The sequence below is a fragment of the Pseudomonas berkeleyensis genome, from assembly GCF_014109765.1.
GTDB classification, from domain to species: Bacteria; Pseudomonadota; Gammaproteobacteria; order Pseudomonadales; family Pseudomonadaceae; genus Aquipseudomonas; species Aquipseudomonas berkeleyensis.
Map to the genome: position 1 here is coordinate 4,000,654 of NZ_CP059139.1, position 16,329 is coordinate 4,016,982.

At 63.6% G+C, this 16,329-nt stretch carries 16 protein-coding genes; 5 read left to right on the forward strand and 11 right to left on the reverse strand.

What is annotated here, in order from left to right:
- Nucleotides 1-13 precede the first annotated feature (13 nt).
- A complete protein-coding gene (locus HS968_RS18515; RefSeq protein ID WP_182368030.1) occupies nucleotides 14-673 on the forward strand; it encodes a COG3650 family protein in 660 nt (219 codons plus the stop codon).
- A 63-nt stretch (nucleotides 674-736) separates the two neighbouring features.
- Here HS968_RS18515 and HS968_RS18520 read toward each other — a convergent pair whose 3' ends face one another.
- Nucleotides 737-1,666 carry a LysR family transcriptional regulator gene (locus HS968_RS18520; protein ID WP_182368033.1) on the reverse strand — a complete coding sequence of 310 codons (930 nt, stop codon included), beginning with the start codon at nucleotides 1,664-1,666 and terminating at the stop codon, nucleotides 737-739.
- A gap of 116 nt (nucleotides 1,667-1,782) precedes the next feature.
- On the opposite strand from HS968_RS18520, the gene HS968_RS18525 reads away from it, so the two are divergent.
- From HS968_RS18525 to HS968_RS18540, 4 genes are all read left to right on the forward strand, one after another.
- Complete coding sequence (locus HS968_RS18525; protein ID WP_182368036.1) at nucleotides 1,783-2,547, forward strand: SDR family NAD(P)-dependent oxidoreductase; 765 nt, start codon at nucleotides 1,783-1,785, stop codon at nucleotides 2,545-2,547.
- Nucleotides 2,548-2,625: 78 nt separating this feature from the next.
- Nucleotides 2,626-3,228, forward strand: coding sequence for an NADPH-dependent F420 reductase (locus tag HS968_RS18530; protein ID WP_182371651.1), 603 nt, complete (start codon nucleotides 2,626-2,628; stop codon nucleotides 3,226-3,228).
- A 32-nt stretch (nucleotides 3,229-3,260) separates the two neighbouring features.
- A complete protein-coding gene (locus tag HS968_RS18535) occupies nucleotides 3,261-4,457 on the forward strand; it encodes an MFS transporter (protein ID WP_238338860.1) in 1,197 nt (398 codons plus the stop codon).
- Nucleotides 4,458-4,610: 153 nt separating this feature from the next.
- Nucleotides 4,611-6,221, forward strand: coding sequence for an NAD(P)/FAD-dependent oxidoreductase (locus HS968_RS18540; protein WP_182368039.1), 1,611 nt, complete (start codon nucleotides 4,611-4,613; stop codon nucleotides 6,219-6,221).
- 65 nt (nucleotides 6,222-6,286) lie between these two features.
- On the opposite strand, the gene HS968_RS18545 is transcribed toward HS968_RS18540, so the two are convergent.
- The 10 genes from HS968_RS18545 to HS968_RS18590 all read right to left on the reverse strand — a co-directional run bounded on the left by HS968_RS18545 (nucleotide 6,287) and on the right by HS968_RS18590 (nucleotide 16,241).
- Entirely contained in the window at nucleotides 6,287-6,811 is a 525-nt protein-coding gene (locus tag HS968_RS18545) for a GNAT family N-acetyltransferase (RefSeq protein ID WP_182368042.1), read from the reverse strand.
- Between the two features lie 82 nt (nucleotides 6,812-6,893).
- Nucleotides 6,894-7,232: a Na+/H+ antiporter subunit G gene (locus tag HS968_RS18550; protein ID WP_119693084.1), complete on the reverse strand. Its 339-nt coding sequence runs from the start codon at nucleotides 7,230-7,232 to the stop codon at nucleotides 6,894-6,896.
- A gap of 152 nt (nucleotides 7,233-7,384) precedes the next feature.
- Nucleotides 7,385-7,654 (reverse strand): K+/H+ antiporter subunit F, encoded by a 270-nt coding sequence (locus tag HS968_RS18555; RefSeq protein WP_106736619.1) that lies wholly within the window; start codon nucleotides 7,652-7,654, stop codon nucleotides 7,385-7,387.
- Entirely contained in the window at nucleotides 7,639-8,136 is a 498-nt protein-coding gene (locus HS968_RS18560) for a Na+/H+ antiporter subunit E (RefSeq protein ID WP_106736620.1), read from the reverse strand. The genes HS968_RS18555 and HS968_RS18560 overlap by 16 nt, the downstream gene beginning before the upstream one ends.
- Nucleotides 8,133-9,638 carry a monovalent cation/H+ antiporter subunit D gene (locus tag HS968_RS18565; protein ID WP_182368045.1) on the reverse strand — a complete coding sequence of 502 codons (1,506 nt, stop codon included), beginning with the start codon at nucleotides 9,636-9,638 and terminating at the stop codon, nucleotides 8,133-8,135. Before HS968_RS18565 ends, HS968_RS18560 begins: the two co-directional genes overlap by 4 nt.
- Nucleotides 9,635-9,964 carry a Na+/H+ antiporter subunit C gene (locus tag HS968_RS18570; RefSeq protein WP_106736622.1) on the reverse strand — a complete coding sequence of 110 codons (330 nt, stop codon included), beginning with the start codon at nucleotides 9,962-9,964 and terminating at the stop codon, nucleotides 9,635-9,637. Before HS968_RS18570 ends, HS968_RS18565 begins: the two co-directional genes overlap by 4 nt.
- A complete protein-coding gene (locus HS968_RS18575) occupies nucleotides 9,965-12,757 on the reverse strand; it encodes a monovalent cation/H+ antiporter subunit A (protein WP_119693087.1) in 2,793 nt (930 codons plus the stop codon).
- Nucleotides 12,758-13,086: 329 nt separating this feature from the next.
- Nucleotides 13,087-13,548 (reverse strand): outer membrane lipoprotein, encoded by a 462-nt coding sequence (locus tag HS968_RS18580; protein WP_119693088.1) that lies wholly within the window; start codon nucleotides 13,546-13,548, stop codon nucleotides 13,087-13,089.
- A gap of 130 nt (nucleotides 13,549-13,678) precedes the next feature.
- Complete coding sequence (locus HS968_RS18585; RefSeq protein WP_119693089.1) at nucleotides 13,679-14,818, reverse strand: glycerate kinase; 1,140 nt, start codon at nucleotides 14,816-14,818, stop codon at nucleotides 13,679-13,681.
- Nucleotides 14,819-14,873: 55 nt separating this feature from the next.
- Nucleotides 14,874-16,241, reverse strand: a complete 1,368-nt coding sequence (locus HS968_RS18590; RefSeq protein WP_119693090.1) for a GntP family permease — start codon at nucleotides 16,239-16,241, stop codon at nucleotides 14,874-14,876.
- Nucleotides 16,242-16,329: the final 88 nt, after the last annotated feature.

The following is a 16,329-nucleotide window of genomic DNA, read 5'->3' on the forward strand; positions in this document are numbered from 1 at the left end:
TTTGGAGAGACTCATGTCCACCACCCGTTCCCTGCTCACCAGCATCGCCCTACTCCCGCTCCTGGCCGCCTGCCAGGTCTACACCGGCAAGCCAGAAGGCCCGCCTCCGGCCACCCGTCTGCAGGGCCAGGTGCAGGTCGAGAATGGCCAGCTGACCTTCATCCCCTGCCAGGAGCAACGCCGCTTCGTGCTGGCCGATGCCGGCAACACCGGTATCGAGCGCGAAGCCAGCCAACTCGGCAATGATCTGTTCGCCGACCTGGCAGGCCGCCTGGGCGGCAGTCAGGGCAAAGGCAACGACGGGCGCTTCGAAATCAGCCAGATCTATCGCCTGCAGAGCGAAGGCCATGGCTGCGACGATCTCAACTTCAAGCGCCTGACCCTGCGCGCCAGCGGCAACGAGCCGTTCTGGCAAGTGGAAGTCGGCAGCAAGGGCCTGGTACTCAACCGCCCCGAGCATGAGCCGCTGGCTCTGCCCTATCTGGAAGAACAACTGCCGGACGGCCGCCTCAACTTCAGCAGCGAAGCCAACGGCCAGCGTCTCGACCTGTGGCTGGCGCCGCAGCGTTGCGTCGACGGCATGAGTGGCGCCGTCAATCACCTCAGCGCCGAGCTGCGTCTCGACGGCCAGGTGATGCGTGGCTGCGCGCACTTCGGCGGCGCACGTAACTGACCGTTGAACTGTGGGTGATCCTGCGCAGGGTCACCCGCACGAAGCGTGCGACCGCGCTAACCGCTAGCCCAGACTGCCGGCGAAGCGCCGCGCATAATCTTCCCGCTCGAAGGCCTCGACCACGAAGTCGATGAAGCTGCGCGTCTTGCCCGGCAGCAACTGACGGCTGGGGTAATACAGCGACAACGCGCCGGCATCCGCCCACCAGCGTGGCAGCACCCGCACCAGCTCACCCGACTCCAGCCAGGGCAACACATCGGGTACGGCAAGCATCGCCACCCCCAGGCCCAGCAACGCAGCTTCTCGCACGGCCGCAGGATCATTGACCACGATGGTTTCTCGCATCGCGGCGGCCACCTCATCGCCCTGCACGGTGCGCATGTTCCAGGTGCGGATACGCCCCGAAGAAAGGGAGCGCATGACGATGCCATCCAGCTCGATCAACCCCGAAGGATCGGCTGGCAGCGGATGACGGGCCAGATAAGCGGGCGAAGCGAAGGCGATGACATGCAGCGCAGCCAGCGTTCGGGCAACCACGCCAGTCGCCAGTTCGAAGCCGCCGCCAATGGCCGCATCGTAGCCTTCGGCAATCAGATCGACCGCACGGTTCTCGAAGTGCCACTCGGGCCGTACACGGGGATAGCGCTGGAGAAACTCGGGCAATAGCGGCAGCAGGTAATCGAGCCCGAAGGATGGCGCCACGCTGATCTTGAGCACGCCGGCCGGCTGGCCATCATCGGCGGATACGGCAGCGATGGCGTTCTGCAGGGACTTCAGGTTGTCGCCAATAGCGGCCAGGAAGGCCTCTCCCGCCTCGGTCAGCGTCAGCTTGCGTGTCGAGCGCTGGAATAGCCGTACGCCCAGGTTGCGCTCCAGCATGGCAACATTGCGGCTCACCGCTGCCGGCGTCAGAGCAAGGCGACGTGCAGCCGCCGAGAAGCTGCCGCTCTCGGCACTGCGTACGAAGGATTCAAGATTGGCGAGCGTTTCCATGGCACGATCTTAAATAGATACTTGAAGATAATCCAAATGATTAGCCGCTAATCAAAGAGCAATGAAAACACCATAGTCACTCCACCGAATGTCTCGGCAATCAAACGGAGTGAACCATGAGCAACGTAATTTCTTCCCAACCCCTTCCTCTGGCCGGCAAGACGGCTCTCGTAACAGGCGGCTCTCGCTCCATCGGCGCAGCTATCGCCAAACGCCTGGCCGCCGACGGTGCGCAGGTTGCCTTCACCTACAATGGCTCGCCCCAACAGGCCAAGGAAACCGCAGCGGCCATCGAGTCGGCAGGTGGGCGCGTGCTGGCGATCCAGGCCAACGCAGCCGATCCCGAGGCCGTGCGTGCCGCCGTCGCGCAGACGGTAGAAGCATTCGGCGGCCTCGACATTCTGGTGAATAACGCCGGTGTCGGCGTGTTCAGTCAGTTCGAAGAAACCAGCTTCGAGGATTACCAGAAGATGCTCGCGGTCAACGTGACCGGTGTATTCGTCGCCACCCAGGAAGCGGTAAGGCACATGCAGGCAGGCGGCCGCGTCATCCACATCGCCAGCTCGGTCACCAAGTACGCCGGTGTACCCGGACTTGCCGCCTACAGCCTGACCAAAGGCGCCGTCGCCGGTTTCAACCGCAGCCTGGCACATGATCTGGGGCCACGCGGGATTACGGTCAACAGCATCCACCCAGGGCCAGTGAACACCGACATGAACCCGACCGATAGCGAGGTTGCCCAGCTCCTGACGCCTCGTATGGCAGTGGGCCGCTACGGAGAGCCACACGAAATTGCCAGCCTCGTGGCATTCATCGCCAGCCCGCAAGCCTCGTTCATCACCGGTGCGGACATCCTCGCAGACGGCGGGTTGACCTCCTAAGTGCGCCGGGGCAGGCCAGTCGGCCTGCCCCATGGTTTTCCGCCACCTCAGGTCTCAAGGAGTCCCAGCATGAGCAAGTTGCCCTCCATCAGCATCATCGGCGCCGGCCATATCGGCGCGGCTTTCGCTCGCGCCCTGGCGCGTCGGAACATTCCGGCAATCCTCGCCAACAGCCGTGGGCCAGAGAGCCTGCAAGGCCTGGTACAATCCATCGGCCCGAGCATCCGTGCCGGTACCCGTGAGCAGGCGGCAGCGCAGTCCATCGTGCTGGTCGCGGTGAACTGGTCGAAGCTGCCAGCCGCACTGTGCGGGCTTGCGGACTTCGCCGGGCGTGTCGTGATCGACAGCAACAACCCGATCGAAGCGCCGCTGTTCAACCCCATCGATCTGCATGGCCGCACCTCAAGCGAGGTGTTTGCCGACCTGGTGCCGGGCGCCCATGTAGTGAAGGCGTTCAACCACTTGAACCCCAGACTGCTCATCGCCGATCCCGCCGAGCGCGGCGGCCGGCGTGTGCTGTTCCTGGCAGGTGACGACAATCGCGCGAAAAACCAAGTCAGCGCACTGATCGATGAGCTGGGCTTCGCCGCTATCGACCTTGGTGCCCTGGCCGAAGGTGGGCGCCTGACGCAATTCCCCGGTGGGCCATTGCCCTCGCTCGAACTGGTGCAGTTCGGCTGAGCTACCGGGAGACGAAAATGAAGGATTCCATCATGTCACATACCGATTCATCTGCTGCTGACAGCCGATCCATGTCTGCGGCGTGGTGGGCCGTCATCTCGCTTGCCCTGGGCGCCTTCGGCCTGGTCACGGCGGAATTCCTGCCGATCAGCCTGCTGACACCGATGGCCGCCGACCTAGGTGTATCCAATGGTGCGGTGGGCCAGGCCATCACCGCCACCGCCGTGGTCGCCGCATTCGCCGGACCGCTAGTCGTGCTGTTCTCGGGCCGTCTGGATCGACAGAAGATCGTCTGGGGGTTGATGGCCATGCTGGTGCTCTCCTGCATCCTTTCGGCCTATGCCTCGAATATCACGGTGCTGCTGATCGCGCGCGGGCTGCTGGGCTTCGCCCTCGGCAGCTTCTGGGCCATGATGGCAGCGCTCGCCCTGCGCCTGGTGCCCTCGGACAAGGTGCCACGCGCCCTTTCGATCATCATGATGGGCATCTCGCTCGCAACCATCTTCGCTGCCCCGCTGGGTGCCTACCTGGGAGAACTGTGGGGCTGGCAAGCAACCTTCCTGGCCGCGTCCGGTATTGGCGTGGTGGCGCTGGCGATCCAGATGCTGACCCTGCCCAAACTGCCGGCCACCGCAGCGCCGGGCCTGGCGTCCTTCAAGGCGGCCCTGACGCGGCGCGCGGTCGCCATCGGTATCGGCACCGGGCTGCTGGTCATTTCCGGACACTTCGCCGCGCTGACCTTCATCCGCCCCTTCCTCGAGGAGGTTCCACGCCTGGATGTCGCGACCGTCTCGCTTGCCTTGCTGGCCTTCGGTGTCAGCGGCTTTTTCGGCAACCTTGCCGGCGGCGCCGTCGCCGCGCGCAGTCCAGCCTGGGCAGTCAGCAGTTGCTCGTTCCTGATCGCTGCCGTTGCACTCACGCTGATCCTGTTCGGCACACAGGCAGACGTTGCCTTCGTCGCGATTGCGCTATGGGGCTTTGCGTTCGGCGCCTTCCCGGTATCGATCTCGATCTGGAACGCGCGCGCCGCCGCCGATCACGCGGAAAGCGCTGGCGCCCTGCTGTCATCGACCTTCCAGGTCGCCATTGCTGCGGGTGCGGTTCTAGGAGGGCTGATCATCGACAGCCTCGACTCGCAAGCCGTGATCGTCTATGCCGCAGCAGCAGCCTTTGCGGGCGCTGCCCTGATGTTCTTCCGGGGGCGCGCAATCGAACGTCAGCGCGGCTGATCAGCCCGTTCGCCTGCACTGGCACAGCGCTCAACGAAGCAAAGCCGCCAGTCGTTCGAGAATGCCGACCTCCTCCATCCGGGCAGCGAATCCCGTACAATCGCTGCCCTCTTCACGCTGCCGGATCACCACCGGCCCAACAGGACACCGTACATGCTTCGCCTGACCGAATTGAAACTGCCCCTCGACCATCCCGATGAAGCCTTGCGCCCGGCCATTGTCCAGCGCCTGGGTATCCCTGACGCCGACCTGCTCGCCTTCAGCGTGTTCAAGCGCAGTTACGATGCACGCAAGAAGTTCGGCGATATGCCGTTCATCTACACCATCGATTGCGAGGTGAAGGACGAGGCCGCGCTGCTCGCTCGTCTGCGCGATGACAAGCATGTCGGCCTGGCACCGGACATCAGCTACAAGCCGGTCGGTAAGGCCGAAACGCCGCTGGACGAACGCCCGATCGTGGTCGGTTTCGGCCCCTGCGGCATCTTTGCGGCGCTGATTCTGGCCCAGGCCGGCCTACGCCCCATCGTGCTGGAGCGCGGCAAGGAAGTACGCGAACGCACCAAGGACACCTGGGGCCTGTGGCGCAAGAACGTGCTCAACCCGGAGTCCAACGTGCAGTTCGGCGAAGGCGGTGCCGGCACCTTCTCCGACGGCAAGCTGTACAGCCAGATCAAGGATCCCAACCACCACGGTCGCAAGGTGCTGCAGGAGTTCGTCAAGGCTGGAGCACCGGAGGAAATCCTCTACGTCAGCAAGCCGCACATCGGCACCTTCCGCCTCACCGGCGTGGTGGCCACCATGCGCGAGGAGATCAAGGCGCTCGGCGGCGAAGTGCGTTTCCAGGAACGTGTCAGCGACCTGCTGATCGAGGGTGATCAACTCTGCGGGGTGGTGCTGGAAAGTGGCGAACAGATCGCCAGCCGCCACGTCATCCTGGCGCTCGGCCACAGCTCCCGCGACACCTTCCGCATGCTGCATGCGCGCGGCGTGTTCATGGAGGCCAAGCCGTTCTCGGTGGGATTCCGCATCGAGCACCCGCAATCGCTGATCGACCGCGCACGCCTGGGCAAGTACGCCGGTCACCCGAAGCTCGGTGCCGCCGACTACAAACTGGTGCACCACGCCAGCAATGGCCGCTCGGTGTACAGCTTCTGCATGTGCCCAGGCGGTACCGTGGTCGCCGCCACCTCCGAACCGGAGCGCGTGGTCACCAATGGCATGAGCCAGTACTCGCGCAACGAGCGCAACGCCAACGCCGGTATCGTCGTCGGTATCACCCCCGAGCAGGACTACCCAGGCGGCCCGCTGGCCGGTGTGGAGCTGCAGGAGCGCCTGGAGTCGCACGCCTATGTGCTCGGCGGGCGCAACTACGAAGCACCAGGGCAACTGGTCGGCGACTTCATCGCCGGCAAGCCGTCGAGTGCGCTGGGCGAAGTACAACCCTCCTACAAGCCGGGCGTGAAGCTGGGCGACCTGGCTCCGTCGCTGCCGGACTTCGCCATCGAGGCCATCCGCGAAGCACTGCCGGCCTTCGGCAAGCAGATCAAGGGCTTCGACCTGGCGGATGCAGTGCTAACCGGCATCGAGACGCGCACCTCCTCACCGGTGCGCATCACCCGTGGTGCCGATATGCAGAGCCTCAACCTCAAGGGCCTGTACCCGGCCGGCGAAGGTGCAGGCTATGCCGGTGGCATTCTCTCCGCCGGCGTGGATGGCATTCGCGTCGCCGAGGCGGTTGGCCGCTCGATGCTTCGCCTGGACTAAGCCCCTGGTAGGGTGCGCCATGCGCACCGCCTCCTGCGTACAACAATTGGTGCGCACAGCACACCCTACTGGTCAGCGTTCCCGCCAACGCGCCGGCAACACAAGGTCGAGCGACGCGAGCCATGGCTACGCCGTGCATGGTCGTCGTAGCTCAGCAATTCAGTGAACCCGGCCTTGCGCATCATCCCTGCCGAGGCGGCATTCTCCTCGTGTCGATCGATGTAGACGTCTTGCACGCCCAATGCGCTGATGCACTCAATCGTCGCTTCGAGCAATCGCGAACCCAACCCCTGCCCCGCACAGCCGCGATGCACGACCGCCTCGCAGATATACGCGTGCTGTTCCAACTCTCGCCCCAAGGGCTGATGAGCGGAAAAATCGTGGGTCAGTCGATAGCTGACGAAACCGAGCAAGCCACTGCTGCCCTCGGCCAACACGGCCAATGTTTCGCCACTTGCGATGGCCTGCAGGTGAGCACGCACCTCGGCCTCGGGCAGGTAGTTCCAGGGGTTGGGGCCGTGTTCCAGCAACAGTGCGCACATGGCCTGGATATCGGCCGGCTGCGCCTGGCGAATGCGGGCTTCGTTCATAACCTGGCTCCCAAAGAAAAGGCCAGTCTAGAGACTGGCCTGGTACGGACACAGGTACAGCAAGAAACGATAACTGTGCCTGTTAACGGTCATCTTCCCAGGGACGTCCGCGAGTGCGCTCGACCAGCTCGACCTTCTGCTGCATCGCCGCCTTGGACAGCATGTGCGCACTCACCGGTGCGGTAATGAACAGGAACAGGGTGATCAGAAACTCATGCAGGCTCAGCCCTTCGCCACGACTGCCGAAGAAGATCAGCGAAGCGATGACCATGCCGCCCACACCAAGGGTGGTGGCCTTGGTCGGCCCGTGCAGGCGCATGAAAAAGTCCGGCAGACGGTACAAGCCGATGGCGCCAACCAAAGCGAACAGGCTGCCGATCAGCAGGAACAGGGAGACCAGTATTTCGACCCACAGTGGCATGGAAAAACCTCCTAGAACCTGGATCAAAGTCTCGCGAGCTAGAGGCATGCAAGGCAGAAACAGGCGAAAAAGCGCAGTTTACAAACGTAAATGAGCATTTTGAGCCTGTTTCTAACGCGGCAGGCCCGACGCGCAGCAGACTTTGGACAGGATCAATCGATGATGTCGCCGTGCATCAGATGCTTCCCCACGGCGACGGTACTGACGAAGCCCATCACCGCGATCAGCAGGGCGATCTCGAAGAACAGGTCGGAATCCAGCCAAATGCCGAACAGCACGATCAGCGCCAGCGCATTGATGTACAGGGTATCCAGCGCCAGCACGCGATCCGGCATGCTCGGCCCCTGCACCAGGCGCAGCACGTTGAGCACCATGGCCACGCCGATGATGAACAGGCAGACGGGAATCACGTAGGCGAGCATTCGAATATCTCCAGCAGCGGCGCTTCGTAACGGCTCTTGATTTCGGCGATCATGGCATCGGCATCCGGCACATCCAGGCCATGCAGCAACAGGGTCTTGTGATCATTGCTGAGCCCAGCCGAGACGGTGCCCGGGGTCAGCGAAACCACACAGGCCAGCAGCGACAGAAGGAACTCGTCCTCGATGTCCATCGGCACCTCGACGAATGCCGGTCGCAGGCGATCCTGCGGCCCCAGCACCAGGCGTGCGACGTGCAGGTTGGCCAGCACGATGTCGTAGAACACCTTGATCAGGAACGCGGCGAGTTTCAGCGGCCGCCGCAGGTGCGGCACGTTGAGCAGAAAGTCGCGGGTCAGCCAGACGATGGCCCAGCCGAGGAACAGGCCGAGCAAGACCTGGCCGAGCGCGATGGTGTTGACCAACGCCAGCCAGATGACGGCCAGCAGCAGGGTCAGGTGGGGATGGGGAAACAGACGTCTCATGCCTCACCTCCATTAATCAGCGAAAGGTACGGCTGCAGGTTGAGCAACTGCTCGGCAGTGCCCTGTGCGTAGGCCAGCAGCGGTTGTGCCATCACCAGCAGCAAGGGGCTGGCCAGCAGCAGGCCCAGCGTTGCGCCAAGGCGCGTCCAATCGGCCGGCGCGGTGTTCTCCAGTGGCCGGCCATGGCTGTGCCAGAACAGCTGGCTGCCGGCACGGCTCAGCGCCACCAGCGTCACCAACCCGGAGAGCAGCACCACCGACCACAACCACAGCGCCTGGCTGCCCGGCTCGACCGAACGCAGCAACAGCAGCTTGCCGAGGAAGCCGGAAAACGGCGGCAAACCAGCCACCGAAATGGTCGCGGCGAAGAACAGCGCGCCCAGCAGCAGCGGTTGATGCAGGGCCTGCAGCAGGTGCAGATCGTCACCCGCCGGGCCACGCTGACGCACGATCAACCCAGCCAGCAGGAACAACGCCGCGCTGATCAGGGTGCTGTGCACCAGGTAATACAGGGCGGCGCTCAACGCCTGTGGCGTACCGAGCGAGAAGCCCGCCAGCAGCGTGCCCACCGACACCACCACCAGATAACCCAACAGCACTTGCAGACGTTCGGCAGCCAGAGCGCCGATGGCACCGGCGGCCAGTGTCAGCAACGCCAGCCACCAGAGCATCTCATGGGCCATGTTGGCCAACGGGCCAGCGCCTTCACCGAAGACCAGGGTGAACACGCGGAAGATCGAATACAGGCCGACCTTGGTCATGATCGCGAACAGCGCCGCCACCGGAGCAGGCGCCGAGGCGTAGGCCTTCGGCAGCCAGAAATACAGCGGCAGCACCGCCGCCTTGAGGGCGAACACCACCAGCAGCAGGTAGGCGGCAGCGCTGAACAGCGGCGCCAGCTCAGGGTCGGCGTCGGCCACTTTCTGTGCCAGATCCGGCATGTTCAGCGTGCCGCTCAGGCCGTAGAGCATGCTCACGCCGATCAGGAAGAACGACGAACCGAGCAGATTGAGCACCACATAGTGCACGCCAGCCTTGATCTGATCCTTGCCGTTGCCATGTACCAGCAACGAGTAGGAGGAAATCAGCAGAATCTCGAAGAAGACGAACAGGTTGAACAGGTCGGCAGTGAGAAAGGCGCCGTTGATCCCCAGCAACTGGAACTGGAACAGCGCGTGGAAGTTCTGCCCGCGCGCGTCATCACCGCGGCTGGCGTAGAGCACGGCGAAACCGGCCAGCACCGCCGTCAGCAGCAGCATCAGCGCGCTGAGGCGGTCGAGCAGCAGCATGATGCCGAACGGCGCTTGCCAGTTGCCCAGTGCATAGGCGCGTAACTGGCCATCGTCGGCCAGCAAGACCAGGTAGAGCCCCAGCGGCACCAAGGCCCAGGTGGCCGTCAGCGACAGCGCGCGCTTGAGGGGCTTACTCAGATTATGGCCAACCAGCAGCAAGGCGCCCGCCAGCATCGGCAGCAGAATCGGCAGGATCAGGGCATGATTCATACGCGCGGCTCCTCGCCGTCGACGTGATCGGTCTTCAGCTCACCCAGGCCGCGCAGCGCCAGCACCACGACGAAGGCGGTCATGGCGAAGCCGATGACGATGGCCGTCAGCACCAGCGCCTGCGGCAGCGGGTCACCATAGGCCGGACTGCGTCCGATCACCGCCGGCACCCCGGTGCCAAGCCGCCCCATGGCGAAGATGAACAGGTTGACCGCGTAGGAAATCAGGGTCAGCCCCATGACCACCGGAAAGATCCGTGCACGCAGGATCAGGTAGACACCGGCAGCCGTGAGTACCCCAAGGGTGATGGCGAACAACACCTCCATTTAGATGACCTCCTTGCAGGATTCGTCCTGACCGACGTGTCCGAGGTTGGACAGGATCAGCAACGTAGCCCCCACTACCGCGAGGTAGACGCCCAGGTCGAAGAGGATGGCCGTGGCCAGCTCGATCTCGCCGATCAGCGGGATGTGGAAATGGTCGAAGGCGGACGTCAGGAACGGCACGCCGAACGCCCAACTGCCCAGGCCGGTGAAGGCGGCGATCAGCACGCCCCAGCCGGCCATACTGTGGTAGCTGAAACGCAGACGCTGCTGCGTCCAGGTCACGCCATGCGAGATGTACTGCAGGATCAGCGCGACCGCGGTGATCAAGCCGGCGATGAAGCCGCCGCCCGGCAGGTTGTGACCGCGGATGAAGATGAATACGGCGATCAACAGCGCCAACGGCAGCAAGGCACGCGCCAGGTTGTCGAGGATCATCGGGTGGCTGTCGGTCGACCACAGACGACCGTTCTTGTCGTGGGTCGGGTGCGGCAGGTGCAGGCCGTACAGCAGCGCATAGATACCGATGGCGGCAATCGCCAGCACGGTGATCTCGCCAAGGGTATCGAAACCGCGGAAGTCCACCAGGATCACGTTGACCACATTGGTGCCACCGCCGCCGGAGACGCTGTTGTCGAGGAAGAACGAGGAAATGCTCTGGTACGGACGGGTCAGCACGGCATAGGCAAGCATCGCCACCACCGCGCCGACACCACCAGCCAGGGTGAAATCACGCAACGCACGCAGGCTGCTGGACTCCACTGGCGTGCGATCCGGCATGAAATACAGCGTCAGCATCAGCAGGATGATGGTCACCACCTCCACCGACACCTGGGTCAGCGCCAGATCCGGCGCCGAGAAACGGGCGAAAGCCAGTGCCACCATCAACCCCGCCAGGCTGAGCAGCATCAACGCCACCAGGCGGCGGCGATGGAAATACACGGTCAACAGCGCGCTGCCCATCAGCAGAACCATGCCCAGCGCCGTGATGCCATCGAGCGGCGTCAGCTCCACCGAGCCGGTGAGATTTTGCAGCGGGCTCAACGCGACGATCAGCAGCAGCAGCGTGGCGCCGAGCATCCAGCCGAGGTAACTCTGTAGCGAACCGTTCTCCAGCAGGCCGGTGAAGCGGCGCGCCAACTTGATCAGGCCGACCAGCGCATTGTCGAACACCAGCTTGGCGTCGACCGTGGGCAACCCCTCGTACCACTGGAACAGCGGCTTGCGCAGCACATAGACGGCAATACCACCAAACAGTGCGATGAAGCTCATCAGCAGCGGCAGGTTGAAGCCGTGCCAGATCGCCAGGCTGTACTCCGGCAGCTCACCGCCGAGGGTCGCACCTGCAGCGCTGGCCAGCAGCGGTGCCACCGTATAGGCCGGCACGACGCCGACCAGTAAGCAGAGGAAGACCAGAATCTCCACCGGCACCTTCATATAACGCGGCGGTTCATGCGGCGGGTACTTGGGCAGGTCATGCGGCTCGCCGTTAAAGAACACGTCATGAATGAAACGCAGCGAATAGGCTACGGCGAACACACCGGCCAGTGTCGCCACTGCCGGGATCACCCAATTGAAGCTGCCAAACAGGTGCTGATTGAGGGTTTCGCCGAAGAACATTTCCTTGCTGAGGAAGCCGTTGAGCAATGGCACCCCGGCCATCGCCGAAGCAGCCACCATGGCCAGCACGGCCGTATGTGGCATGTACCGCCATAGCCCGGCGAGCTTGCGCATGTCGCGGCTGCCGGTCTCGTGGTCGATGATGCCCGCGGCCATGAACAACGAGGCCTTGAAGGTCGCATGATTGATGATGTGGAACACCGCCGCCACGGCTGCCAGACGGGTATCCAGGCCGAACAACAGGGTGATCAGGCCCAGGTGGCTGATGGTCGAGTAAGCCAGCAGTCCTTTGAGGTCATGCTGGAACAACGCCATGCAGGCGCCGACCAGCAGCGTGGTCAGGCCGGTGAGGCTGACCAGATAGAACCACCAGTCGGAGTCGGCCAGTGCCGGGTACAAGCGCGCCAGAAGGAACACGCCGGCCTTGACCATCGTCGCCGAGTGCAGATAGGCCGACACCGGCGTAGGCGCCGCCATCGCGTGCGGCAGCCAGAAATGGAAGGGAAACTGTGCGGACTTGGTGAACACCCCAAGCAGCACCAGAATCAGCGCCAGCGGATACAGCGCATGGGCGCGGATCAGGTCGCCCGAAGCCAGCACGTCGGTCAGCTCGAAGCTGCCGACGATGTTGCCGATCAGCAGGATACCGGCCAGCAGCGCCAGACCACCGCCGCCGGTGACGGTCAGCGCCATGCGCGCACCCTTGCGCGCTTCGGAACGCCAGCCCCAGAAGCCGATGAGCAGGAACGACGACAGGCTGGTCAGCTCCCAGAACACCATCATCAGCAGCAGGTTTTCCGACAGCACCACGCCCAGCATGGCGCCCATGAACAACAGCAGGAAGGAGAAGAACTGCCCCATCGAGTCGCGCTTCGACAGGTAGTAACGTGCGTAGAGAATCACCAGCAAACCGATGCCGAGGATCAACAGGGCGAACAAGAAGCCCAGGCCATCGAGGCGCAGGCTAAGGTTCAAGCCCAGTTGCGGCAGCCACTCGTACTGCACGCGCAGCACTTCACCGGCGAATACGCGCGGTTGTTGCATCAGCAGCAGGATCAGGGCCGTGAGCGGCGCAATGGCTGTGGCCAGGGCACAGGCCAGACGGCCGAAGCGGTCGGCCAGCACGGGCAGGATCAGCCCGAGAAACGGCAAGGCGATAATCAGCGCAAGTACCATCGGCACCCCCTCTATGCGGAACGGCCGGCGCGACCCGGCGGCATGAACTGGAGTCAAAAGTCCGTGACGGCGGCAGTCCCTACCGCCCGGAAACGGCTACACCGTCGTCAGAACCAGAATAGCCAGCGATTATCCATAACTATCGAACCAGCGTCATGCATTGAATTATTACTAAAAACAGCATGTTGCAATGACGGTGCGATTACCAGAGCGCCAGGGGCAATTTCCCCTCTCCAGCCAGGGCCCTGTAGGTGAGCCGCCATGAATGATGCAGGCATAAAAAAGTCGGAGCGGTGTCGCACCGCTCCGACTTTCATGGGGATACAGAATCAGTGAGTGACGCGGCTGGTGCCGTTGACGGTCATGATGCGCACGCGCTCGCCAACCCGGAACACCTGGTTCGGTTCGACTTCCTGCACGTAGGCACGCATGGTGCCGTCATCTTCGCGCACGGTGATCTCGACACCTTGGGTACGCGTCAGGCCTTCTTCGGCTGCTGCGCCCAGCAGGCCACCGGCAACGGCGCCGACCACCGCCATGACGGCGCTACCACGGCCACCGCCAAGACCACTACCACCGACACCACCGATTACCGCACCGGCACCGGCGCCGATCGGCGTCTTGGTACCTTCGATCTTGACCGGTCGAAGCGACTCGATGGTTCCCATGCGCACCGTTTGCACCGCTCGGGCCTCGTCACGGCTGTAGGTGTCACCGGTCAGGCTGGACTGGCAACCGCCGAGAGCCAGAAACGCAGCCAGCGAGGTGATGAGCAGAGTGGGTTTACGCATAGCAATTCCTCCAGAGATATCTCGATCCATTAGACGCCACGCCCAGGCAGTCGTCACCAACATGCCTCAACAATAGTAGATTCAGACAGACAGAGTTCAGCTAGGTTCTATGCGCGGGCTCAGCCAAGCATCAGCGTGCCAGACCGCCCAGGCGCCACAGCCGAGCGATATCCACCGCACGCGCCTGCAACTCCGCGGCGGCACCAGCCATCGCCTGCTCCAGCGAAAGCGGCCCTGGCGCCAGGCTGAACGCGGCTTCGATACCGGCGTCGTAAAGTGCCTGGTAGTTCTCGCCCAGGCTACCTGCCAAAGCTATCACCGGTGCACCCGCTGCCCGCGCGACGCGCGCCACGCCCATGGGCGTCTTGCCATGCAGGGTCTGCTCGTCCATTCGCCCTTCACCGGTAATCACCAGATCAGCCCCCTGTACCGCTTCGGCCAGCCCGGACAGCTCGGCCACCAGCTCGATGCCCGGCCGGAAACTGGCCTTCAGAAACGCCCGCGCGGCAAAGCCAAGCCCCCCCGCCGCACCTACGCCCGGAAATTGCGCGTGATCCTCGCCAAGCGTCGCCGCAACGACGCGCGCATAACGCTCCAGCGCAGAATCCAGTTCGGCGACCTGCTCGGGCGATGCCCCCTTCTGCGGGCCGAACACTGCCGACGCACCGCGTGGGCCACAGAGCGGGTTATCGACGTCCGCAGCGACCTCGACCTGTACCTGCAGCAACCGGGCATCCAGGCCACTCAGATCGATCTGATCGAGCCCTGCCAGCGCGGCACCGCCAGACGCCAGCTCGCGTCCCTGCTCATCGAGAAAGCGCACGCCAAGCGCCTGCAGAAGGCCCATCCCGCCATCATTGGTGGCGCTGCCGCCGAGCCCGAGGATGATGCGCGTCGCCCCAGCCTCGAGCGCTTCGCTGATCAGCTCGCCCGTGCCAAAGCTACTGGCCCGGCGTGCATCACGCCGCTCACGTGGCACCCAATGCAGGCCGCTGGCAGCAGCCATTTCAATGACTGCAGTGCCCTGCCCCAACCAGCCCCAATGCGCGGTGACCACCTCACCCATGGGGCCACGTACCTGATGCTCGCGCCGCTCACCACCCACGGCAGCCAGCAGTGCATCCACCGTGCCCTCGCCACCATCGGCCATTGGCCGTAGCAGGCATTCGGCTTCGGGAAACACCTGTTGCCAGCCGCGTGCGATGGCTGCGGCCACATCGGGCGCACTGAGACTCTCCTTGAAGGAGTCGGGAGCGATGACGATTTTCATGATGGGAACCTCGGAAGGGGCGGACGGCCCGAAAACCGTCCGCCAATGAAGCGAATTACAGCAGAACCAGGCTGAGCAGCCAGACGGTGATCATGCCGGCGACACCCTGGATCAGGGTAGCGATCGTTTGCGCACGATAAGCCGTGGAAACCTTCATGCGACTGAACTGGGTGACGACCCAGAAGAAGCTGTCGTTGGCATGGGAAACAGTCATCGCCCCCGCACCGATGGCCATGACGGTCAGCACGCGGCCCATCTCGCTATCGAGCCCCAACTGACCGAGCAGTGGCGCGACCAACGCAGAGGTGGTGACCAATGCGACAGTCGTCGAACCTTGTGCGCTCTTCAGCGCGGCGGCGACCACGAACGGCATGAACAGACCGATGCCCAGTGCCGACAGCGTAGTGCCCAGGTAATCACCCAGCGGGGTGACCTTGAGGATCGCGCCGAAAGCGCCACCAGCACCGGTGATCAGCAGGATCGGCGCAGCGGACACCAGGCCATCGGCAACGTAATCATGGAATTCCTGACGCTTGTCGGCGCTCTTGAGCAACGTGCAAGCCAGGGCCAGACCAACCAGCAGCGCCGCAATCGGCTGACCGAAGAAATTCAGCATGCCGAACAGCAGACCATCACCGAACGGCTTGCTGGGGAACACAGCGATGGAGCCCAGGCAGATCAGCACGATGGGCACGAAGATCGGCGCGAAAGCCTGGAAGGCGCTGGGCAGCTTGCCATAGCGCGCCTTGAGTGCCTCGAAATCGACCGCATCGTCGAGCAGTTCGCTCGGCGCCTCTTCCAGCAGTTCCTTGTCGTTCTGCTTGAGGAAACGGTTGGCCCAGAGCATGCCAGCCAGCGCGGTAACCAGCGCGACCACCAGGCCGACAGCGATCACCAGGCCCAGCGAGGTTTCCAGGCCGAGGTTGCCGGCGGCGGCAATCGGTCCCGGGGTCGGCGGCACGAAGGTGTGGGTAGCGTACAGACCGGTGGCCAATGCCACGCTCATGGCCACCACGGATACCTTCATCCGCGCCGCCAGGGCGTTCTTCAGCGAGTTGAGGATGACGTAGCCGGAATCACAGAACACCGGAATGGACACCAGATAACCGATGATCGACATGGTCAGCGTAGGGAAACGCTGGCCCAGCAGACGAATCACGGTCTCCGCCATGGTGATGGCTGCGCCACTGCGCTCCAGGATCACCCCAATGATGGTGCCCAACGCGATGACGATACCGATGTAGCCGAGAATGCCGCCGAAACCCGACGCGACGGTCTTGAGAATCTCGGGAGCGGGAAGCTGATAGGCGAAACCGGCGATGATCGCGGCGCCCAGCAAGGCGAGAAAGGGGTGCAACTTCAAGCGTGTAGTGGACAGTACGATGAACGCGATGAGCGCCACCAGGATCAGGACCAGGCCCATGACCAGTCTCCTCATTGTTGTTATGACCGGATGCAGTATCCGGCTGGGAATGCCGACAGGCAGGCCATTGTGGCTCAGCCTTGAGCGG